Consider the following 23,791-nt stretch of genomic DNA (forward strand, 5'->3'; position numbering starts at 1 on the left):
CACACCATTTATTATAAACTTAATGGCGTAATTTTCATTTATAATGTTCAAAATATGTGAAGTACTTCTCATTAATTTTGTTATCCAGCAGAAAAACAATTCAATAAAAATGAAATAAAATGGCTAACAAATGGTAATTTTCCAACTATTTTTCGTAGATTTTGCTACAATTCTTTTATTTAATGATAATTAAACCCGTTATAAAGCACAGAGAAGAGATATGACAGTAAGCACCTTTAACCGCTCTTGGGCAAAAGTGATTGTGAACGCCTTATTAGGTTATGGCGTAAAACATTTTTGTATTGCACCGGGATCACGTTCCACCCCATTGACACTTGAAGCAATCCAACTACAGCAAAGCCAATTAGCTCAATGTCATAGCCACTTTGACGAACGCGGATTAGGCTTCTTTGCCCTCGGGATTGCCAAGTCAACTAATGATCCTGTCGCTATTATCGTGACATCAGGAACCGCAGTTGCTAATCTTTATCCGGCAGTTATTGAGGCAAGTCTTACTCACCATAAACTTATTGTTCTGTCTGCAGACCGACCGCCGGAATTAATCGGTTGTGGTGCAAATCAAGCGATTCAACAACCAGGAATTTTTGCGAATTATCCGGTGGCAAGCGTTAACTTACCAAAACCGGCAGAGCATTATAATGCGGCTTGGCTAGCCGCAACGATTGAACAGGCTTGTGTCACCCAAAACCAACAAGGTGGTGTGGTACATATCAACGCACCTTTCGCAGAACCGTTATATGAAGCAGATGAAAATGCTATTAGTACGCACCCTTGGCTGAAACCACTTCAAAGTTGGTTAATCAATCCACAAACCAAATGGATCAATAGCCAAACGATTCAAAGCGAAGTATCAATGCACGAAAATTGGGATTATTGGCGTACCAAACGTGGCGTGATTGTGGTGGGTAAATTACCGGTTGAACAAGGTATCGGCATTAAAGCATGGGCGGAAACGCTCGGTTGGTGCTTACTTACTGATGTGCAATCTTGTGTAGATGCGAGTTTACCATACGCAGATATTTGGTTGTCGAACAATACGGTTCACCAACGCTTATTACAAGCGGATATCGTGATTCAATTCGGTAGCCAAATTGTCAGCAAGCGAGTCAACAAATTCCTTGAAGCCTTCAAAGGTGAATTTTGGCAAGTTGATGAATATAGCGATTATTTAAATCCGTTCGCACATCATCAAACACGCTTTATCGCCAAAGCACATCATTTCTTACGTGTGCATCCGCCACTTCGCCAAAAACCGTGGCTATTAGAACCATTGGCGCTTTCACAATTCTGTGCCGGTTTTATTGAACAACAGGTAGGTGGTAGCTTAAATGAAGCATCATTGGCACACCATATTGAAGAAGTATTGGCGACTAACGGTAATTTGTTTATCGGCAATAGTTTATTTGTGCGTTTAGTCGATGCTCTATGCAAATTGCCAGAGGGTTATCCTGTTTATACCAATCGTGGTGCTAGCGGTATTGACGGTTTAATTGCAACCATGGCAGGTGTCGCACAAGGTAGCGGTCAACCGACCGTAGGTGTCATTGGCGATATTTCCGCTCTACACGATTTGAACTCGGTTGCATTACTCAACAAAATCAATCACCCTTGCATTTTATTCGTGATTAACAATAGCGGTGGTGCGATTTTCGATATGCTACCGGTCGAAGCAAAAGCGAAAGAACAATTCTATCGTTTAGCACATAACTATGAATTTGCCCCGATTGCAACAATGTTCGGCATTGAATATATCCGTCCATTTACTTGGGCTGATTTAAAAGCCAAACTAAAACTTGCTTACGGACGTAAAGGCGTGACTATCGTTGAAATTAAGGTAAATGATCAGGACGGTAGTAACCTGTATAAATCATTAATCAAACAAATCTCTCAAGCGGAAATTGCCTAATGCTCCATGCAACATGGCACAGTGAAACGGGTACACCGGTAGTTTTTCTGCACGGTTTACTCGGTTCACAACAAGATTGGCAAGCGGTATTAGACCGCTTGCAAAATTTTCCGGAAATTCGACCGCTGACCATAGATCTCCCCTTACACGGTGCAAGCGAACATATCGCCTGCCATGGTTTTACTCACGCTAGAGAGCTCATTCATCAAACTATCCTACATTATATTGGCAATCAGGCTTTTTATTTGATCGGCTATTCGTTAGGTGGACGTTTAGCTTTGGACTATACACTCAATGCCCATAATCCTCATCTCAAACATACCATTCTTGAAGGGGCAAATATCGGTTTAGCAACGGATACGGAACGCCAAACTCGTTGGCAAAATGATCAGCAATGGGCGGAACGTTTCCGCCAAGAGCCTATGACAACCGTGTTAAATGATTGGTATCAACAAGCGGTTTTTGCCAATTTAGACCTACACCAGCGGTCAAATTTGATCCAAAAACGGCAAAATAACCATGGGATAGCCATTGCAACAATGCTTGAAGCAACCAGTCTTGCAAAGCAAACATATTACCAACCCTTATTAATAGAAAAAAATTGGAATATTACCTTTTTAATCGGTGAGAAAGATCGGAAATTCCGAAAAATGGTCTGCGATAATAATCTCAATCATCATATTATTTCTGATGCCGGTCATAATGTACACACGGAAAACCCACAGGCTTTCCTCAATTGTTTACTTGGATTGATAGAAAAGTAAAAAAGCTATCCCCATTGGATAGCTTTTACTTTTCTTAATTTCTTAAAAGTGATAACTAAAAATTTTACTTATGATTTGTTTCCGTTGCTTTCGCACCAATAACACCATGCCATTTAGGACTAATTGCACTACCGGCTAACACTTCTCCATTTTTACCAAACAGTCCCCCAGAAAAATTAGCATCAGGGGTTAATTTAGACAAATCACCCTCAACTTTCGAATATAATTTGGCATTCAAGATTGTACCGTCTTGATCGACCGACGCACCATTTACTTTACTCGTTAGTAATTTAGTACTTCCAGTATTTCCTAGTTGCCAATAATCATCTCCCTTACCTGAAATATCCATTGATAATTTCTTATCAGCATGATTGTATTTAGCTGAAACACTGGCTTCTAACTTCTCATTCGATCCTTCTGTATATTGGTAAAACATATTTCCTTTATATACCAATGAGTTAGCCGGACGTCTTTTCTCATTATCATTCATCGATAACAGATAATGATCATTCAGATTTCTGCTATCAATACCTTCACGTTCCCCCTGCTTTACTTGATTTAATTGCATATATCCATAATATCCTAACAGTTTTCCTGTCGAATCATTCAAGGTTTTAATTTCTGAATTTGAGATTCTATTTGCAATCAGGAGATTATTTCGATTTGGATCTTCATTTAATAATGATATTTTTACATTCTTGTTGTCATCTAATTTAAGATTCAAAACAACATCAGAAATAGTGATAATACCAGAATTAATATCTTTAACTTCCAATCCTTTAAGAATATCTTCATTACTTTGATGAATATTATTTTCTTCGATACGTTTATTATTTAATGGCTGGGTTATAGGCGATAAGTCATCAGTATGAAGGTCTTTCTTTACAGAATCCATGATTGATGGGGTTACCTCTTTCTTAATTGATTCTTTTTTAGTTTCCACGTCTTTTGGTCGAGTTTCAGCCTGTTTGGTTGATTTTGGAGTAGATGTATTCATCTTATTAGGTTTTCCGGTATCAATTGTTGATTGCTTAGATGTTCCTGATGAACCTCCACTCCCACAAGCGACTGTTATTAAACAGACCATTATCATTGGTACTAATTTTGTTATAGTCTTCATATATAAATCCTTATTATTAGAAATAGAATAAAAAATTATTGGTTTCTTATTAAAACCAATTCCCCCTTTATGTAAAAATGAGAATACATAATAATACATAAATATATTAAATACACATTAATTTACAATTTAATTGTTTTGTAATCTCTGTAACAACCTATCCATAGCTCGATATCCCAATGCTTCTGCAAGATGATTTTGTTGAATATTAGGTTCATTAGCCAGATCCGCAATTGTGCGAGAAACCTTTAAGATTCGATGATAAGCACGCACTGAAAGCCCTAATTTGGTCAAAGCATTTTCTAGAAATAGTGCGTCTTTTTCTGCAAGGCGACAATCACGTTCGATTTCTTTGGTGGTTAACTTGGCATTAATTTTTCCGGCTCTCGCCATTTGCAATTCTCTTGCCGAAAGCACTCGCTTACGTACTTGTTCTGTGGTTTCGCCCCGGTTATCACTATTTTGTAATGCACCTTTCGGTAATAAAGGGACTTCGATGGAGAGATCGAAACGGTCTAAAAACGGGCCGGATAAACGATTTAGATAACGCATTACTTGTCGCGGAGAAGTTCGATTGTGCGTGCCTTGATAATGTCCTGTTGGACTGGGATTCATTGCCGCAATTAATTGAAAACTGGCGGGGAATTGCACCTTAGCATTCGCTCTAGAAATAATAATCTCACCGGCTTCCAACGGTTGACGTAATGCGTCCAATACTTTACGTTCAAACTCAGGCGACTCATCTAAAAAAAGCACACCATTGTGCGCCAAACTGATTTCACCGGGTTTAGGAATAGAGCCGCCCCCCACCAACGCCACCATAGATGCACTGTGATGCGGTGAACGAAACGGGCGTTCTTTCCAGTTATGAAAATTCAATTCGTTTTGTACCAAACTGGTGACCGAAGCGGTTTCAATCGCTTCGTCATCACTCATTGCCGGTAACAAATCCGCTAAACGGCTGGCGAGCATTGTTTTACCGGTACCGGGAGGGCCAAGGAAAAGTAAATTATGTTGTCCGGCGTACGCAATCATCAACGCTCGTTTAGCGTGCTGTTGCCCGATAATGTCGGTTAAATCACGTTTTACAAGCGGTTGAATTTCTTGTGTTTTTTGCGGAATCTGCTGAGCAATCGGCAGGCTGTCCCGCTTATTCATAAAATTCACCACCTGCAATAATGAACTGGCAAAATAGGTTTCGGCATTCGAAACTAACGAGGCTTCATTCACATTCGGGCGGGCAATAATCATCTGTCGTTTGGCTTTTTCGGCGGAAATTACCGCCGGAATCACGCCGTGAACGCCTCGTAACGTACCGGTTAAAGCCAATTCCCCTAAAAACTCAAACTGTTTTAAGCGATCCGAATCCATCTGCCCTGAGGCGCTAAGATCCCAATTGCGATCGGCAGATCAAAACGCCCACCCTCTTTAGGCAGGTCCGCTGGTGCCAGGTTAATGGTGATCCGCGCGGAGGGTACATAAAATTGGCATTCATTAATGCACTACGCACCCGATCGCCCGCCTCTTTTACCGTGGTTTCCGGTAAGCCGACAATCGTTAGCCCCGGTTTTCCATTACTCAAATGCACTTCAATCGTTACCAACGGTGCTTCTACACCAATCGATGCACGGCTATAAACAATGGCTAAAGACATCTTCCCTCCTACAAATTGTTAGGAGGGTAAAAGATAAAGTCACATAAGCACAGTAACAAAATCACTTTTCTCGATCAGGATCGCAAAAATAGGTTTCCTCTCTATCAAATCCAAGCTAAAAATCCTAAAAGCACTAAATATTGAGTTAGTTCCGGTAATTAAAACGTTATAATAGGGCATCAACATTCAGCAAATGAGGGGCAAAATGAAAACACAGGATATTATCATTATCGGTGGCGGTATGGTCGGGGCGTGGCGGCGCTCGGCTTGGCGAAACAAGGGTTAAATATCGCGTTAATCGAAAAAAATCCGCTTCCCTCATTTGATGCGAATGCCGCTTATGATTTACGTATTTCCGCTATCAGTATTACCTCGGTTAAACTGCTTGAAGAACTGGGTGCGTGGCAAGTAATCAGCCAATTGCGAGTTTGCCCGTATGACGGTTTGGAAACGTGGGAAATCGAAGGGTTTAATACCGCTTTTCATGCGGCGGAAATCGGCTTGGATAAGCTCGGCTTTATGGTAGAAAATAATGCGATTCAGCTTGGTTTATGGCAAGCCTTAAACCAATATCCAAACTGCCAACAAGCGGTCGGATTTTCGCAAATTTCTGCAAATTATCACGAACAATTATGGACGGTAACCGTTGATGAGCAAACATTTACTGCCCCACTGCTAATTGCGGCGGACGGCGCAAACTCACAAGTGCGTAGCTGGGCGGGTATTGGGCTAACCAGCTGGCAATATCGCCAACATTGTTTGCTTGCCACGGTGAAAACCGAATTACCGCAACAATCGGTTACCTGGCAACAATTCTTCCCGAGTGGCCCTCGTGCATTTTTACCTCTATCAGATCACAACGGTTGTGTCGTATGGTATGACGCTCCGCAACGCATTACTCAGCTAAAACAACTGTCTTCAGAAAAGCTCACCGCCGAAATTCAGCAACATTTCCCTGCCCGTTTAGGCAAAGTGGAAGTAGTCAATGCCGCCGGTTTTCCACTCACTCGTCAACACGCTCAACATTACGTCAAAAACGGCGTAGTATTGATTGGCGATGCGGCACACACTATTAATCCGCTTGCCGGACAAGGCGTCAATCTCGGTTTTAAAGATGTGCAAGTGTTATTGGAAGTGATTGAACAAGCGGTCAAAAAAGGCGAAAACTTTGCAAATGAAGCGGTGCTTAAACGTTATGAACATAAACGTAAACCCGACAATTTATTGATGCAAACTGGTATGGATGTCTTTTATAAAACCTTCAAAACCGAGTTATTGCCGGTAAAAGTCGCCCGCAATTTAGGCTTGGTACTGGCGGAAAAAATCACGCCACTCAAGAAAAAAGCATTACGCTATGCGATAGGCTTATCATCTAGATACTATACCAAATAAAAAGGACTGAATTTAACGAAATTATGTAGCAAATGCACAAAGTGACTAATTGGCTTCAATAATGTAGGGGCGAATACGATTCGCCCCTACAAATAAACTTTTGTACAACTTCTACATAATGCCTGACTTTAATCTTGTATAAAACTCAGTCCTTGAACATTGTTCTAACCGATGGACAATACTGTTTCAAGCCAAATTACAATAAGAGTGCTGACCCCCATTTGATAATATCAAAAAAGAATTTATTTTGATTAGTCGCCACACCATCGCCATTTTTAGCATCTGATTTGGTTTCCTCAACCATACCGCTTTTATACTGACCTTTTACAACGGCTAAGTCGGCTTTAGCTTTTTCTCTTAAGATTTGACATTGTTTCTTATCTAATGGCTCAAATTCTTGAGTATTTTTAAACTTTTTAAATTGATATTGAGCATAGCCCATCGCTTTCTCATCATCTTGAATAATTTTTACATATTGCTCGCCAATAAGCTCTTCTAACGGATAGAAAAATACATATTGTGAGTGAATATATGAATCTTCTTTACTAAAAGCCTGTTGTTGAATCTTTGTTAAATTCGGATAAATACACTGCTCAGCCTGCTGACTGGCAATAACCCAACGCTGAGCATCTGAATCCGAAAGTATATAATCCGCATTAGCAAACTCTCCGGGGAAAGTTTCTTGTAGAGAATTGGAAGATGAACAAGCTGTCACAAGTCCAACAACGGCTAATATTAACCACTTATTTCGCATAAAATACCTTTTTTGATTTTATTATAAATCGTAAAATGCTTTCGGCTGTGAAATCATTTCATCTGCCAAAAACGTTTTGATGATTCGATAAGCGTTTTCCATCGCATTATCTTGATAATATGGGTTTATCATTCGTGGTAAACACTGTTGAAAATCAAGTGAAATTAATCGTTCAATCCCTGCTTTAATCGCTTCTTTAGTCGTTTCCACATCAATCACGCTTTCTCCGCGAACTCTGCCTTGCTGGCGATTGCCAATATTTACCGTACCGACACCACAGCTTGGAGCTTCTAATAAACCTGACGAACTATTACCGATTAAACCGGCAGAATATTTAATTAAGGCTAAATACTCTTCCGGCTTTACCGAAGTAAAAAACTTATAATGATGTTTCGTAGCATAATCTTGCAGACGTTTAAAAATTTGATCAGCATTTGTATCCGAATTTGAGCCAATAAACACAAATTGATAATTCGATTTAAACGACTCTAAAGCGACTAGAAGCTGATCTACTTGTTCCAATACAGGTTGTTCACTCAATGTTTCCGGATGAAATACTACCATAAAATAAGGTGTATTCGGTATCTCTCGGCTAGAGATCAATTCTGCTTTAGTTGGTAACATCAGCAACAAGCTATTTTCCGCACCTAATGAACCTATGTTATGTACATATTGAGGAGCCTCACCTAATTGAATTACTCGTTTTTTATATGCTTCAGTTGCAGTTAAATGTAACTTCGACATTTTCGTAATACAATGACGAATAAATTCATCATAATTACCGAGCGTCTGTTCTCCACCGTGTAAATGAATCAAAGGAATGTTATGTATTGCGTACGCCGTTGCAACCGCAAGCATCTCATAGCGATCCCCTAATATCATAACCGCATCATATTTATGCTGTTGAAAATGCCTACCGAAATCATCTAAACATTCCGCCATAGAATGAATAATCGTTTGATTATTCTCAGCATTCAAGGTTAACGGTATACGAGTCGCAATATCAAAACCGTCTTTTTCAATGAGTTCTACTGTTTTTCCATATTGTGCATCCAAATGCATGGCAGTAACAACCAAAGAAAAATTCAGTTCAGTATCTTCATTTAACTTTTTTAGTAGTCGTTTGACAATACCATACTCGGCTCTTGAACCGGTTATATATGCAATGCGTTTAATCATTGTATCTTCTGCTCCAAAATAGCGGTCAATTTTTCATAGCCTTTTACATTAAAATGCAAACCGTCATCACTATATTCCAAGTTAAGTTTTTGGTATTTATCACTGAACTGCTCAGCTAAATCTACCCAAATCACATCTTGCAAATATTGCTTCAAATACACATTTAATGTTTTAATTTCCGTATTATTACGATCTACTCGTAAAGCAGTCGGTGTAATTTCTAGGAAATAGATTTCTACTGTAGGATTAATGTGTCGTAATTTCTGAATTACACTTTGAATATTGTGAGCAATTTCCTCTTTACTCCAATCCGGATAAACAATGTCATTTGTACCTAGCATCAAAATCACTTTCTCGCCCAGTTGCTGAATAAGTGGTTGATTTAAAATGAGAGATAAATACTGCTGTGTAGTAATTCCTGAGATCCCTAAATTATTTACTTCCAACCCTCTTAAAGTTTGAATATCCCATTGATCTAAAATTGAATGACCGATCAAAGTGATTGGTTTAGCCTGATTGAATAATATGGTTTTGTCAGTAATTCTTTGCTTAATACGATTTAATAAAAGTTCAAAACGTTTTTGCCGCTGAGTAAGAAAATAGAAGTATTCAAAATCTTGCCGATCATCAATATCTACTGCTTTTTCTCGTTCCATAAAATAAGCTAAAGATTTAGTACCAAAGAAGTGTTTTTGTTCTAAATAAGCTGTTGGTTTTGCGATAAAAATCGCACCATTCGGAGAATATTCTTGTCGATATTGTTGACGAGTATAATTGGTATAATCTAACTGGAAATGCTTGAGACTCCCATCTTCATCAATCGGAAAAGTTAATGAAGTTGGTTTATGTACATCCGATACTGAAACACAAAAATCAAATTGCTCAAAATGACGTTCAAATTTTTTACAGGCTTCTTTAATATGTTTTGCCGTCCGTAACGGAGAGGTCGGCTGTAATAAGACAAAATAATCAAATTTGATTGCATGATACTGTTTTAGTACATCTTCAATCACCACAAATGAACTGGCATTATCACTCGCTAAATGTGCCGCTCGTTTTAGAAATTCGATCGGATAATGAGACAATAAATCAATATATTCTTGCGAATCAGTACTCACAATAATTTTTTCAAACTCACCTGACTGTATTGCCGCCTCAATCGAATAGACAATTAACGGTTTCCCGTTTACCAATAAAACATTTTTATTCGGCAAGCCTTTTGAGCCTGCACGTGCTGTAATAATGGCTATTTTTTTCATAAATTTTACCGCTTATCTGTTAAATATGCCCTCCAATAGGCGGGCAACATATTACATTTGATTTTCGAAACGACTGTCAGCAATTAACTGATCTTCTTCAAAATCCTGTTCTGCCGTTTTGCCCAATACCTCATACCAAAACATTGGACTGATGCCATTACCCGGTCGTTTAGTGGTAAGATTCTCAACGGTAAACACTTCGCCTTTTTTAATCGCTCGAGCGGCAATAATGGATTTACGTGCCACAATTTTATTTTTCATTTCAGAACGTGTTACGACTTTTTTCGAACAACCTAACGACTTCTCAACTGCCCGAATCCCTTCACATAACAATTTTAGCTCATCCGGCGTCACAGAGGCTTTGTGATCCGGCCCTTCAAAATTTTTATCTAAGGTAAAATGTTTTTCAATAAACGTAATACCGTAAGGTACTGTCGCAAGTCCTGCAAAATAACCGGCAGAATGGTCAGAAAAACCTAAGCGATATTCACTAAATTCTTGTTTCAACTGATGAAAAGCATTTAGGTTCACATCCTCATAAGGTGTCGGATATTCGGTATTACAATGTAATATAGTAATATCTTTTTTTGCCATACCATTCACTTCCAGTACTTGAAGTGAACATTGAGTTTCTTCAATCGTTGCCATTCCAGTTGAAATAATGACTGTTTTTCCTTCAATCGGTAAACGGGCAATTTTTTCCAAATAGGGTAAGTTAGTTAATTCACCGGACGGAATTTTCCATATTTTTTGTCGTTGACTTGCCAAGAAATCAATTGATTCAAAATCAAACGGTGTAGAAAAGACTTCTAGACCTAATGAACGTGCGTAAACGTCTAGCTTTACAAACTCATCGTACGGTAACTCCAGTTTACGTGTCATTTCTAATTGAGAATCCGCCGTACCGGTTGTTACTTTTTGATATTCCGCTTTCGGTGCATATTTTGAAATTAATTTGTCAGCCTTAAAGGTTTGAAATTTTACTGCATCTACACCGCATGCTTTGGCTACCTCAACCATTTTTTTCGCTAATGCAGGATCGCCGTTATGATTACAGCCAATCTCCGCAACAATAAATACTTTACTCATTTATATTCCTGATGATTCTTGCCGGAACTCCGGCGACTACGGTTTCCGAAATGACATTTTTTGTCACTACGGCTCCAGAACCTACTACAGCTCTTTTACCAATATGAAGTTGCCCGTTAATAATCGAAGAACTACCTATAAACGAATATTCGGAAACAAATACATCGCCATTTAATGTTGTATTAGTTGAAATATTGCAATGATCTTCAATACAGCAACCATGTTCAATTAATGACTTAGTATTAATAATAACGTTATTACCAATCTTAGTTCCCGCATTGACAATAGATAATTTTCCGATAAAAACCCCAATACCTAATTCACTTCTTTCTGAAACAATCGCTGATTTATCTATTACGCTAATAATTTTGCAATTTAATTCTTGTAGAGAAAGAAACTTTCTCGAACGACTCTCATTACCACCAATACTAATGAAATAGCAATAATCATCTCTATCAGTAAATTCTTTTACTGTTTTTGCCAATATAGGGTATCCCAAATGGGAACTGCCTACGGGTTTTAAGCTGTCGATAAATCCATAAAACTCATATAATTCTTTATTTAAGGAATCTAACGCAGATTTAGCGTAACCTCCGGCACCAATAAAAATAACTTTCTGTTTCATTTTTTCTTCCTAAGATAAATTTAGAAATACTTTGATATCATTCATCACTCTATTCCGGATATAACGATATAAGTGAGAAAATTCTTATAGATATGATTGAACGACGTTTATAAGAACTTATACAAACGCATGTCAGGATCACTATAAATTGCATAGATTTCATCTAAGATATCTACAATATTCCCGTCTAATTCTTGACTATCATTATCTACAATCAAGTTCTCATATTTTCCTCTTAACTCTTCTTTAGTCTTATTTTCCGGAATTGTTAATGGAATACCTGTCGCATGACCAGAAAAATTTAATTTGATAATATCCACATTTTCATAGTCTGATATCCTGTTTATCTCATTCACATCCATCATAAATTTATTTCCATAAAATATAGATAATAAATTCTCATCTTTAATTTTAAATTTGATATATTCCTTTGCTTTCAAAATTAATTTCTCTAAGATAGGATTGCAAGCGATCTTCTCTGCCAAACTTCTATAGCTTAAAACTGAAAGATTTTGATTAAATGGCCAAAGTGCTATTTGAGGTGAACAAGCAACAGCCTTAATCATGATATCTGGAAGATGTTCTTGCAAAAGATTAATCAACATAATGGCGACAGTACCACCTTTTGACAGTCCAACAATAGATATTTTTTTATATCGTTTAATCTTTTGTAACTCTATGATCTTCTTGGCAATACTCTCGATAGATAACATATAATAACTCTCCGAGAGATCAACTAAGTTTAATCTGTCACCTTTAAATGGATATTTAGATAGAATAAAATCCATATTAGATGATAAAGTAACAAATAAATTATTTTCATTGTTATCAATAAAATTAGACTTAAATAAACTATGATAAAAATATTGTTTATATCGATGAGATGAAGTGAAATTTCCTGTATTTTTATGTAACTCTGATAACATAATATAGTCTGAAGCAGTATTCTTATCGGAAAGTTCAATAGCATAGGACATATCTTTTAAAAGAGAAGTATTGATACCTTCTTTAAATTTAATACAACACAAAAGTTTAAGTAGATCTGCTTTACCATTTTTCTTTGCAATCTCTTCTACTTCTCTGAGTTCAAAAATATCTAATGCTTTGCCTAATCTATACTTTAAGATAAAATTTTTATATTTTGCACTTAACAGTTTAGAATTCAGTTCTAATGCTTTCTCAAAATAGAATTGCGAATATTCAAGATCATTTCTTAACCAATAACACTCTGCTAACATCTCATAAATAAAATAATCCGTTAAAGGGGTATGATTTTCTAAAACTTTACAGGCCTTAATACACAATGCTAATTTTTTAGTTTTAAAGAAACTAATTGACAAATATCTAAGTGACTCCGAATCTAGCTTTTCTAATTCTACTTTTATTAAGTGATTAATAACTTCTTGATACTTCTGCTCATTAAATAGCTTTTTCACATAATTCTTACGTTTCATATTTATTACCTCCCTAATAAATACTTGTTAAATTTAGAATCTATAAAAAAATCTCTAGGTGATCTGACTAATTTCTTTAGTTTTTGATACTTATTAGATTTATTCATATATTGTCTCCCTTTAAAAAATAGAAATTTTTTATATAGTTTTGATGGATGGCTTATCATATTCTCAATAGCCTGTAATAAAGCATCATCTCTGTTATCATCAAAATATAAGTTTTTTTCTAACCATAATACTGAAGGCATAGGACGAATACCTCTCTCTATTTCATCAAAACTAAGAAAAATATCACTTCCTAAAAACTTATCTAAAGCATAATTATCATTAATACCCAAATCAGAAATTACCGCAATAGGAATCCCGTAATATAATGCTTCTAACAATACTGTAGATGAAAAAGAAAGGCATAAATCCATCTTATGATAAAGATCATAAATAGGTTCACTTGATATTTGAAAATTAGTCGGTAATTCTTTTTTATTTAGAATATCTATATAACTAATCTTATCCTCATGGACCGTTACTTCACGCTCAATGATTCTTCTTTTGAAGATAATTTCCTTTTCTGGATAATTTTCAGCCAAATTAATTAGCTTATCTACCACAAATTCTTTTTCTTCCTTAGTTTCAGGTATTCTAATTTGCTCAATAAAAACTATCGTTTTTTCAAAATTCCTTTTTGAAAAAATATTTTTCTTATTTATATCAATATTGATTAAACCATAATGTATAACCTTGGTAGTTGAACGATAAACCTTAAGGATTTCATTCACTTTTTCTTTATCTAATAAGCTATTCACTAAGATAATATCTGTATCTATTCTAGATAAAATACTTTCTGTATGCCCAAATATTAACCCTGGAAATATCGAAATAATAATAGGGCGTTTACAAGATATAGAATGGTTCTCATAAAAATGAGCAATAAATTTTTTGGTTGCGGCATTACCGACAGACAGAATAATAATATCGTATTGTAAGTAATCTAAATCATAACTGAATAATATCTGCTTATATTTAATTGCATTACTTTCTAATAATTGTCTAGCTGATAGCTGGTTCCGTTTTACCGGAAGTATCATAATTTCTATATTTTTATTGCTTGAAATTCTCTCCGCTACCTTAATCCCAGATCTAAGAAAAGAATCATAAGTAGCAATCACTAATACTTTATACATAATCAAATTTGGCTTGTATCACTAATAAACTTTACATTCTTAAATTTATTCAAAATAGCAAAATGTTCCTCTACTTCATAAAAGTTCTTATGCTCATAAGCTATACTTTCTAGCATTTTCTCTTTTATTAACAAATAAATGGATTCCGCATTGATATCATTTGCCAATAATTGTGAATAAATAAGGCTAGTTGAGGTTAATGCTAAAACTTTCTTAGGCTCTACAGCTTTAATTAATGATTCAACAAGAAAACCGGACTCATCAATTAATATAATTTTTGATGACATTGGTGAGTTGACTATTTCCTGTTTTAAAATCTCTTTAAGTTCTTCCGGATCTTTAGGGTGCAATTTTATAAACACTTTACAGGTATATTTTTCTGTATATATGGATAATATTCTAACTAAACATTGTACATATACTTCTTTTGGGAATGGATATCTTTGATTCAAAAAAAGAATATCATCGGTAGATATCTCATATTTATTCTTAATATTTAAGGCTGTTTTCCCAATTTCGATATTCTTATAGAGAAAAAATGCTTTACCCTCTTTAAAATTAAAGGTGTCTTTAAGTAATTCGGGAAATACCGCATAAACCTTATTAAAACCATTAAAAACCGATAATGCCGGCCTTAATTCTCTAAACATAGGTAACATATTGATAAAAAAGGCGGTCTTCTTTTCTTTTATGGATAAACTTGATTTAACTAAGGCATTCGCTTCATTCAAATTTTTATACTTATAAGTTGCAGTACCTTCCTCAATTAAATTAACTTCTATATTCCTTTCACTGGCTCTTTGTGCAAGTAAACAATAATGTTTTTCAAAACTAAACATAAATAGTCTATGCGGTTTAATTTTTGCCAATAAATTTCTATAAGAATTATTAATATAAGTGAGATTTTTAATTTGTACTTTATTTGGGAATGAAGGAATTTTTAATTGCTGAATGCGGTTAAATAAACTCGGATTCGATGCTTTTTTTACCATCATTGGCATCGTTGTATTCTTTTTTGTGTATAAAATAATTAAAACACAATTCAATAATTTTTCTTGTTTAATTAATGCTTCCGCTTGAGATAATTGACCAAGATGAGTTAACACAAATAGATTTTTTGTCTTTTTAAAATCTTCTAAATGTGCATATTTACAAACCCAGGAGTCTGTCATAAATCTTAAAGGATTAACTAGAAATTTTTTTATCTTCTTCATAGCCTATATTCTTAATTTTAGCAGAATCAAAATCTTTAATAACTTTACATTATTTAATCAGATTTAATTTTTGATCAAAATAAAAGAAAAAGCAAATGAATTAGATATTTATTTGTTAATTAATTCCATAAAAACACAATATAAAAGTCGCTAAAAACTAAAAAATTTATACTTTCTTAGCGTATTAAACGCTAGTTATACAAAGGCACTATACAAAATGTTATATCTTAAATTCCTTATAGATAAGCGGTTAAAAATCATCAGCATTTTACAAATCTATCCTGTCTTAAAAGAGGAATGAAATGTAACAATGAGCTTGATAAGTCTATTTTTCATTAAAAGCCTCTCAATTTTATCGATGAGATCACATTTCCTAAAAAAAATACTGCTAATTCAGTACAATCAACAATTAACCTAAGCTAAAATAGAACAAGCTATTCCTACCTATCCCATAAGGAGATCATTATGAAAAAAGTACTCAGTACTTTATTTGTGCTTTCTGCGGTAAGCGTTGCCGTTGCGAAAGAAGTTAATATTAAATTTTTGGGTACATCAGATGTTCACGGTCGTATCGTACCTTGGAACTATGGAGCGGATATTGAGGACAAATCCGGTTCTTATGCACAAATCGCGACCTATGTAAAAGAAGTCCGTCAGAATAATAAAAATGTAGTGTTAGTCGATATCGGTGATGCGATTCAAGACAACCAAGTAGAAGTTTTTGCTAAAACGAAAAAATACTACAAAGACAACCCGGTTCCTAAAGTATTAAACGAAATGAAATACGACTATTTTATTTTAGGTAACCACGAATTTAACTTCGGTATGACCGCTTTAAATGAAATCATTAAAGACATTAATGCCAAAGTATTAACCGCCAACTTCTACTATAAAAAAGATGGTAAACGTTACGTTACCGCCACCGATATTATTGAAAAAGACGGCGTAAAACTCGGTTTAATCGGTTTAACCACACCAATGTCAGCAACTTTTGAAAAAGATACGCACAATCTTGATGAGATGAAATTCAGCTCACCAAGTGAAGAAGCAAAAGCCCAAATTGCCGAGTTAAAAGCGAAAGGGGTTGATGCGATTATCGTATTAGCACATATGGGAATTGATAACGAAAACAATATTCCTGATACCGGCGTGGCGGATTTAGTCAATAACGTGGACGGTATTGATGTGATTATCGCCGGTCATATGCACAAAAACGTCTCGGCGGAAACCATCAAAAATACACTGATTACCGAACCGCACCGCTACGGTACTGTGGTTTCAGAAGTGGATTTAGCCTTTGATGTCGCGGATAACGGCAAAGTGAAATTACTTTCAAAAAATGCAAAAACCGTACCGGTTAAAGCATTGGCTTCAGATCCTGCAATTGAAAAAATTTACCAACCGTACCATGACGAATTACGCCGTTTGAACAATGTGAAAATCGGCGAAACCGCACAAACCATGATTCCGCAAGGTAAAAATCACGGCGTAGCGATTGCCTTCACGCAAGATACCGGCTTATCTTCATTGATTAATGACGTACAACAACATTACAGCAAAGCGGACGTGGTGTCTTTTGCATTCGACCACCAAACCGTACGTTTAGACAAAGGCGATATTAAGAAAAAAGATATTATCTATAACTATCGCTATGCAGGCGCATGATGTAAGCGTTTATGAAGTAACAGGCAAACAGCTCAAGGCATATATGAACTGGTCAGCAGATTACTTCGATACAATTCAGCCGCAAGACAAAGATTACCGTATCAATGAAAAACGTGGAAAATCGAAATACGTTACTTTCGATATTTTTGGTGGCGTGAAATATCAGATTGACCTACGCAAACCAAGTGGTGAAAAAATCGTTGATCTTAGCCTTGCCAACGGCACCGCAATCACTGATGACAGCAAAATCAAACTCGGTATGAACTCATATCGCTATGAACAGCTCATCAAAAAAGGCGGCGTATGGGAAGGACAACAAATCCCGGTATTATGGGAATCAAAAGTCGCAATGGGCGCGAAGCCGGCACCATTCAAAATATGATGATCGATTACATCTCTAACGTGAAAAAAGGCAAAGTAGAAGGCGTGTCTCACAACCGCTGGAAAATTGTTGGTTTAGAGTAATTGATACAATACAAGCGGTTAAATTCCTTAAGATTTTTGCAAAAAGTTAGGGGAATTTGACCGCTTGTTTTATATGTTGTCAGCTAGCTCCCGAAATGAGAGAGCTTGTTTCCGAGTAGCACTTATACAAATTTCACGATGATATCAAAGAAATAGACCAGTCAAGAGATGATGTTATTGAGGACTTAAATTGACAGAATCTTATTATTAAGGATATATTTTATGAATAACCTAAGAAGAACGGACAATACTAGAGAAATATGGATTAATAAAGTATCTCTAAATAAAGATCTTATTACTGGCATAAAAACATGTGATATTTTATTTCTTCCTATTGATTCTTATAAAAATATTGAAAATGGATTCCTTTCAGATACCTATGATCTCTTTCAATATTTAAAAAATCAAAAAAATATTTCTACAGATATTTGTATTAATGATGAAGACTTTACACTAATATCTCTAAACTCTAGAGAATTTAGATTTGGAAAAGTTTTATTAAAAGAAATAGTTCTACCAATTTTTATAGGATTTGTATCTGACTATCTTTTAGACTATGTAAAAGCTACTAATGAAGATAGTGTATCATTATCTATAACAATAGAAAAAGAAAATGGAAATTATCAATTTGATTATGAAGGAAACGTAGAAAACTTTCTCAAACTTCATGAAAAATTAGTTCCAGTAGGACATAATCTTAAAAATAAAGAAAATGAAAATCCAAACTCAAATTATCAACAGTCTAAAATCATTTAAGACACGAAAATATAATGAAGCTGATGAACACAAGCTTCTAAAAGAAATTGATAGTGAAATAAATAATGCTAGCAATAATAGAAATGAGCTATTAGCTAACGAACTTTGGCATTTAAAGACCTTATTCTTAGCCCAGAATGATTATCTAAGGTTTCTAGATTTATTATTAGAAAAATCCTATTATCAAGCTTGGTGTACCTTGGAACAATGTGAGATAAAAATCAATTCACTAAATCGTCATATTGATGACTTCTCAAAAGAGAAGTACTATTTTCATTTTCTAAATTTTCAAGTCTCAAGATGGCAAGCAATTTTTCCTTACAAATGGTTCACAAGCCCTGAATTCAGGTTCAAGAAAGTAAAATGTAGTATTTGCAAAAAAGCCATAAGTCCTAGAGGAAGTTGTTCGCACATTGTTGGTGAATTATATTCTGGTAAAATTTGCCATCATATTATAGAAGATATGGAGCTTATTGGTGTAGCTATTACACAAAATCCAGTTATGAAAAGTAACGTAATTGATCCAAAAGGAGAAAATCAAAATTTTTCCGGATTAAAAACTATCTTAGATATTCTTCCTACTCCATTTCATTATTGGGAAATAAATTATACAAAAGAATCTATACCTAAATCATATATGAAAATAGCATCTTCAGAATTATGTCCATGTGGCTCTAACTTATCTTATTTATTATGTTGTCAAGGTAGAGCTAGTATTCTGATTCCCCATTTACAAATTCTTCCTATTAAAGAGAAAATAGAAAATAAATTAGATGGTACAATAAATATTCAACTAACAATATTAAATTACCTTCGCGTTTTACAATATTCATAAAAAAGTAAAGCCCCCAGAACTTTCGTTCTGGGGGCTTTTTATCTATCCGATACTACGAATTACTCTTCATCACCTGCATTTAATAACGCCGCTAGGCTTTGAGTTGCATCGTCTGCAACGAATTCGAATTCCGCTTCGATATCAGCATCTGTTGCGAATACGTTAGCCGGTGTAACCGGTGCTTCGAAAGCGACCGCTTGTTCTTGTTGGCTACGTTTTTTCGCACGTGCTTGGTGGTATGCGAAACCTGTACCAGCCGGGATTAAACGACCTACGATTACGTTCTCTTTCAAGCCGCGTAATTCGTCACGTTTACCTGCCACTGCCGCTTCAGTAAGAACACGTGTTGTTTCTTGGAACGACGCCGCTGAGATAAATGACTCAGTTGCAAGCGACGCTTTGGTAATACCAAGTAATTCACGTTCGAACTCAACAAGTGGTTTGCCTTCTTCTGCACGTTTACGGTTAGCAATTTTCACGCGAGCCACTTCAACTTGTTCCCCTTCGAGGAATTCGCTGTCGTATGCGTTGGTGATAATCGCTTTACGTAACATTTGACGAACGATAACTTCGATGTGTTTATCGTTAATTTTTACCCCTTGTAAGCGGTAAACTTCTTGTACTTCGTTTACGATGTAATCTGTTACAGCATGAACACCACGTAAACGTAAGATGTCGTGCGGAGTTTCTGCACCATCAGAGATTACGTCACCACGTTGTACCATCTCGCCTTCGAATACGTTGAGCTGACGCCATTTTGGAATCATTTCTTCGAATGCTTCGCCTTCTGCCGGCGTGATCACTAAACGACGTTTACCTTTAGTTTCTTTACCGAATGACACGATACCTGAAATTTCAGCAAGGATTGCCGGCTCTTTCGGTTTACGTGCTTCGAATAAGTCTGCTACGCGTGGAAGACCACCGGTAATATCTTTCGTACCCACAGATTCTTGCGGAATACGTGCTAATGCTTCACCGACTTCGATTTCTGCACCGTCATCTAAGGTTACGATTGCTTTACCCGGTAAGAAGTATTGTGCTTGCAACGTCTGTACCTGGAATTAAGATGTCGTTACCTTGCGCATCTACTAAACGTAATGCTGGACGTAAATCTTTACCTGCTGTTGCACGTTCACCCACATCTTGTACCACAATAGATGATAAACCGGTTAATTCGTCGGTTTGACGAGTAACGGTTAAGCCATCTACGATGTCGCTGAATTGGATGCGACCGCTTACCTCTGAGATTACCGGCATTGTATGCGGATCCCAGTTCGCAACTACTTCACCTACTGAAACTTCTGCACCATCGTTTTTAGAAAGCACTGCACCGTAAGGTACTTTATAGTTTTCTTTGGTACGACCGAATGTGTCGATAACGGTTAATTCTGTGTTACGTGAAGTTAATACGATTTTGCCTTCTTTGTTAGTTACAAATTTAGCGTTAGTTAATTTAATCGTACCTGCGTTTTTCACTTGGATGCTAGATTCTTTTGTCGCCGCAGAAGCCGCACCACCGATATGGAACGTACGCATGGTTAACTGTGTACCCGGTTCACCGATTGATTGTGCCGCGATAACACCAACTGCTTCACCTTGGTTGATAAGGTGACCGCGAGCAAGGTCACGACCGTAACATTTCGCACACACACCGAAGTCTGTGTTACAAGTTACCACCGAACGTACTTTGATTACGTCCACAGATTCCGCATCAATCACATCACACCATTTCTCATCGATTAAGGTGTTACGTGGAATTAATACTTCTTCCGTACCCGGTTTTAATACGTCTTCTGCCACCACACGACCTAATACACGATCACGTAATGCTTCTTTAACGTCACCACCTTCGATTAACGGAGTCATCACGATACCTTCGTGTGTACCACAGTCATCTTCAATGATTACTAAGTCTTGTGCTACGTCTACTAAACGACGTGTTAAGTAACCTGAGTTCGCTGTTTTTAATGCGGTATCCGCAAGACCTTTACGCGCACCGTGGGTTGAAATAAAGTACTGAAGAACGTTCAGACCTTCACGGAAGTTCGCGGTAATCGGGGTTTCGATGATCGAGCCGTCTGGACGAGCCATAAGACCACGCATACCTGCTAACTGACGAATCTGAGCCGCAGAACCACGTGCACCCGAGTCAGCCATCATAAAGATACTGTTGAATGACGCTTGTTTTTCTGGGTTACCTTCACGGTTGATCACTTCTTCCGTTGAAAGGTTTTCCATCATTGCTTTTGCAACACGTTCGTTTGCCGCCGCCCAAATATCGATTACTTTGTTATAACGTTCGCCTGCAGTTACAAGACCTGAGTTAAACTGTTCTTGAATCTCTGCAACTTCTGCTTCCGCCGCACGAATAATTTCGTGTTTTTGTGCCGGAATAACCATATCATCGATACCAACTGACGCACCTGAACGAGCAACCGTATGCGAAACCGGTATACATAATTTGGTCAGCAAGAATGACCGATTCTTTTAAACCTAAACGACGGTAAGATTCGTTGATTAATTTTGAAATCGCTTTTTTACCTAACGTTTGGTTAAATACTTTAAACGGCATACCTTTCGGTGCGATCATCCATAAGATGGCACGACCGATTGTGGTATCTAATAAGTTAGTTTCTGCAACTAATTCACCCGCTTCATTTTTCACGTATTCTGTAATACGAACTTTAACACGTGCGTGTAATTCAGCTTGACCGGTACGGTACGCTTTTTCCGCTTCACGTGGGTCAAGGAAGTACATTCCTTCACCTTTCGCATTCACTTTCTCACGAGTCATATAGTAAAGACCTAATACAACGTCCTGAGAAGGTACGATAATCGGGTCACCACTTGCCGGTGAAAGTACGTTATTGGTAGACATCATTAACGCACGAGCTTCTAACTGCGCTTCAAGTGTTAATGGTACGTGTACCGCCATTTGGTCACCATCGAAGTCCGCATTGAACGCCGCACAAACGAGTGGGTGTAACTGGATTGCTTTACCTTCGATTAAGATCGGTTCAAATGCCTGAATACCTAAACGGTGAAGTGTTGGCGCACGGTTTAATAAAATTGGGTGTTCACGAATCACTTCCGCAAGGATATCCCATACGATCGGTTCTTCACGTTCAACCATTTTCTTCGCGACTTTGATTGTTGAAGCAATGCCACGAGATTCTAATTTAGAGTAAATAAACGGACGGAATAATTCCAATGCCATTTTTTTCGGTAAACCACATTGGTGTAGGTGTAAGTAAGGACCTACGGTGATTACCGAACGACCTGAATAGTCTACACGTTTACCTAATAAGTTCTGACGGAAACGACCTTGTTTACCCTTGATCATATCTGCAAGAGATTTTAATGGACGTTTATTAGAACCTGTAATCGCACGACCACGACGACCGTTATCTAATAACGCATCAACAGACTCTTGTAACATACGTTTTTCGTTACGTACGATGATGTCCGGTGCGACTAAATCTAATAAGCGTTTTAAACGGTTGTTACGGTTGATCACGCGACGATATAAATCGTTTAGATCTGAAGTCGCAAAACGACCACCATCAAGTGGTACTAATGGACGTAAATCTGGTGGAAGCACCGGTAATACAGTCATTACCATCCACTCCGGTTTATTGCCGGATTGTTGGAATGCTTCTAATAATTTTAAGCGTTTTGTGATTTTTTTACGTTTTGTTTCAGAGTTAGTTTCTTGTAACTCTTCACGCATCATTTCACATTGATGCTCTAAATCCATATCACGTAAAAGTGCTTGGATACCTTCCGCACCCATTTTCGCTTCAAACTCATCGCCCCAACGCTCTTCTGCGTCTAAGAACTGTTCTTCGGTTAATAACTGATTTTTTTCTAAATCGGTCATACCCGGCTCAGTAACCACATAAGATTCGAAGTAAAGTACACGTTCGATATCACGCAACGGCATATCTAAGATTAAACCGATACGGGACGGAAGTGATTTTAAGAACCAAATGTGTGCCACCGGACAAGCAAGTTCGATATGCCCCATACGGTCACGACGTACTTTAGTTTGAGTAACTTCAACGCCACATTTTTCACAGATTACGCCACGGTGTTTTAAACGTTTATATTTACCGCATAAACATTCGTAATCTTTTACCGGTCCGAAAATACGTGCACAGAAAAGACCGTCACGCTCAGGTTTAAAGGTACGGTAGTTAATGGTTTCCGGTTTTTTTACTTCACCGAAAGACCAAGAACGGATTTTATCCGGTGATGCTAAACCAATTTTAATTACATCAAAATCGTCATTTGATTTCGATTGTGCTTTTAAAAACTTTACTAAGTCTTTCACTTTTTGCCCCTAGTGAGGAATTAAAGTTTTGCTTAGAACACAAGGCTCTAAACGAGGAAATTTGGTTTTACAAGCGGTCAAATTTTGCAAATTTTTGACCAAATTCGACCGCTTGAGGGCTGACG

General features: G+C 36.8%; 13 protein-coding genes and 4 pseudogenes. 6 read left to right on the forward strand and 11 right to left on the reverse strand.

Features of this window, described 5'->3' with window-relative positions; all coding sequences use genetic code 11:
- Positions 1-220: 220 nt before the first annotated feature.
- The gene (gene menD, locus NYR89_RS08560) at positions 221-1,927 is read left to right on the forward strand and encodes a 2-succinyl-5-enolpyruvyl-6-hydroxy-3-cyclohexene-1-carboxylic-acid synthase (protein WP_279445480.1); all 1,707 of its coding nucleotides are present in this window, start codon (positions 221-223) and stop codon (positions 1,925-1,927) included.
- Complete coding sequence (gene menH / locus NYR89_RS08565) at positions 1,927-2,691, forward strand: 2-succinyl-6-hydroxy-2,4-cyclohexadiene-1-carboxylate synthase (RefSeq protein ID WP_279445481.1); 765 nt, start codon at positions 1,927-1,929, stop codon at positions 2,689-2,691. The genes menD and menH overlap by 1 nt, the downstream gene beginning before the upstream one ends.
- Positions 2,692-2,755: 64 nt before the next feature.
- Here the strand turns inward: menH and NYR89_RS08570 are convergent, their stop codons facing one another.
- Together NYR89_RS08570 and NYR89_RS08575 are read right to left on the reverse strand one after the other, a co-directional pair.
- On the reverse strand, positions 2,756-3,811 hold the full coding sequence (locus NYR89_RS08570) for a HupA family protein (protein ID WP_279445482.1): 1,056 nt from the start codon (positions 3,809-3,811) through the stop codon (positions 2,756-2,758).
- A 129-nt stretch (positions 3,812-3,940) separates the two neighbouring features.
- Positions 3,941-5,465, reverse strand: a pseudogene (locus tag NYR89_RS08575) (YifB family Mg chelatase-like AAA ATPase).
- A 205-nt stretch (positions 5,466-5,670) separates the two neighbouring features.
- Between NYR89_RS08575 and NYR89_RS08580 the strand changes: the two are divergent.
- Positions 5,671-6,857 (forward strand): annotated as a pseudogene (locus NYR89_RS08580) (FAD-dependent oxidoreductase).
- Positions 6,858-7,053: 196 nt separating this feature from the next.
- On the opposite strand, the gene NYR89_RS08585 reads toward NYR89_RS08580, so the two are convergent.
- From NYR89_RS08585 to NYR89_RS08620, 8 genes are all read right to left on the reverse strand, one after another.
- Complete coding sequence (locus tag NYR89_RS08585) at positions 7,054-7,611, reverse strand: DUF5358 domain-containing protein (RefSeq protein ID WP_279445483.1); 558 nt, start codon at positions 7,609-7,611, stop codon at positions 7,054-7,056.
- 21 nt (positions 7,612-7,632) lie between these two features.
- Positions 7,633-8,787, reverse strand: a complete 1,155-nt coding sequence (neuC, locus tag NYR89_RS08590; RefSeq protein ID WP_279446669.1) for a UDP-N-acetylglucosamine 2-epimerase — start codon at positions 8,785-8,787, stop codon at positions 7,633-7,635.
- Complete coding sequence (locus tag NYR89_RS08595) at positions 8,787-10,049, reverse strand: cytidylyltransferase domain-containing protein (protein ID WP_279445484.1); 1,263 nt, start codon at positions 10,047-10,049, stop codon at positions 8,787-8,789. Before NYR89_RS08595 ends, neuC begins: the two co-directional genes overlap by 1 nt.
- A 51-nt stretch (positions 10,050-10,100) precedes the next feature.
- Positions 10,101-11,138, reverse strand: coding sequence for an N-acetylneuraminate synthase (gene neuB, locus NYR89_RS08600; RefSeq protein WP_279445485.1), 1,038 nt, complete (start codon positions 11,136-11,138; stop codon positions 10,101-10,103).
- Positions 11,131-11,763, reverse strand: a complete 633-nt coding sequence (locus NYR89_RS08605; RefSeq protein WP_279445486.1) for an acetyltransferase — start codon at positions 11,761-11,763, stop codon at positions 11,131-11,133. Before NYR89_RS08605 ends, neuB begins: the two co-directional genes overlap by 8 nt.
- A 107-nt stretch (positions 11,764-11,870) precedes the next feature.
- Positions 11,871-13,217, reverse strand: coding sequence for a tetratricopeptide repeat protein (locus NYR89_RS08610; RefSeq protein WP_279445487.1), 1,347 nt, complete (start codon positions 13,215-13,217; stop codon positions 11,871-11,873).
- 5 nt (positions 13,218-13,222) lie between these two features.
- Positions 13,223-14,398 (reverse strand): DUF6716 putative glycosyltransferase, encoded by a 1,176-nt coding sequence (locus NYR89_RS08615; protein WP_279445488.1) that lies wholly within the window; start codon positions 14,396-14,398, stop codon positions 13,223-13,225.
- Positions 14,399-14,400: 2 nt separating this feature from the next.
- Positions 14,401-15,612 carry an alpha-2,8-polysialyltransferase family protein gene (locus NYR89_RS08620; RefSeq protein ID WP_279445489.1) on the reverse strand — a complete coding sequence of 404 codons (1,212 nt, stop codon included), beginning with the start codon at positions 15,610-15,612 and terminating at the stop codon, positions 14,401-14,403.
- A gap of 465 nt (positions 15,613-16,077) precedes the next feature.
- On the opposite strand from NYR89_RS08620, the pseudogene NYR89_RS08625 reads away from it, so the two are divergent.
- From NYR89_RS08625 to NYR89_RS08635, 3 genes and pseudogenes are all read left to right on the forward strand, one after another.
- Positions 16,078-17,742: pseudogene (locus tag NYR89_RS08625) on the forward strand (bifunctional metallophosphatase/5'-nucleotidase).
- Between the two features lie 222 nt (positions 17,743-17,964).
- A complete protein-coding gene (locus tag NYR89_RS08630) occupies positions 17,965-18,498 on the forward strand; it encodes a hypothetical protein (RefSeq protein WP_279445490.1) in 534 nt (177 codons plus the stop codon).
- Positions 18,455-19,333, forward strand: a complete 879-nt coding sequence (locus tag NYR89_RS08635) for a hypothetical protein (RefSeq protein WP_279445491.1) — start codon at positions 18,455-18,457, stop codon at positions 19,331-19,333. Before NYR89_RS08630 ends, NYR89_RS08635 begins: the two co-directional genes overlap by 44 nt.
- Before the next feature lie 59 nt (positions 19,334-19,392).
- Here the strand turns inward: NYR89_RS08635 and rpoC are convergent.
- Positions 19,393-23,666, reverse strand: a pseudogene (gene rpoC / locus NYR89_RS08640) (DNA-directed RNA polymerase subunit beta').
- Positions 23,667-23,791: the final 125 nt, after the last annotated feature.

Source organism: Actinobacillus arthritidis (assembly GCF_029774155.1).
GTDB lineage: Bacteria > Pseudomonadota > Gammaproteobacteria > Enterobacterales > Pasteurellaceae > Actinobacillus > Actinobacillus arthritidis.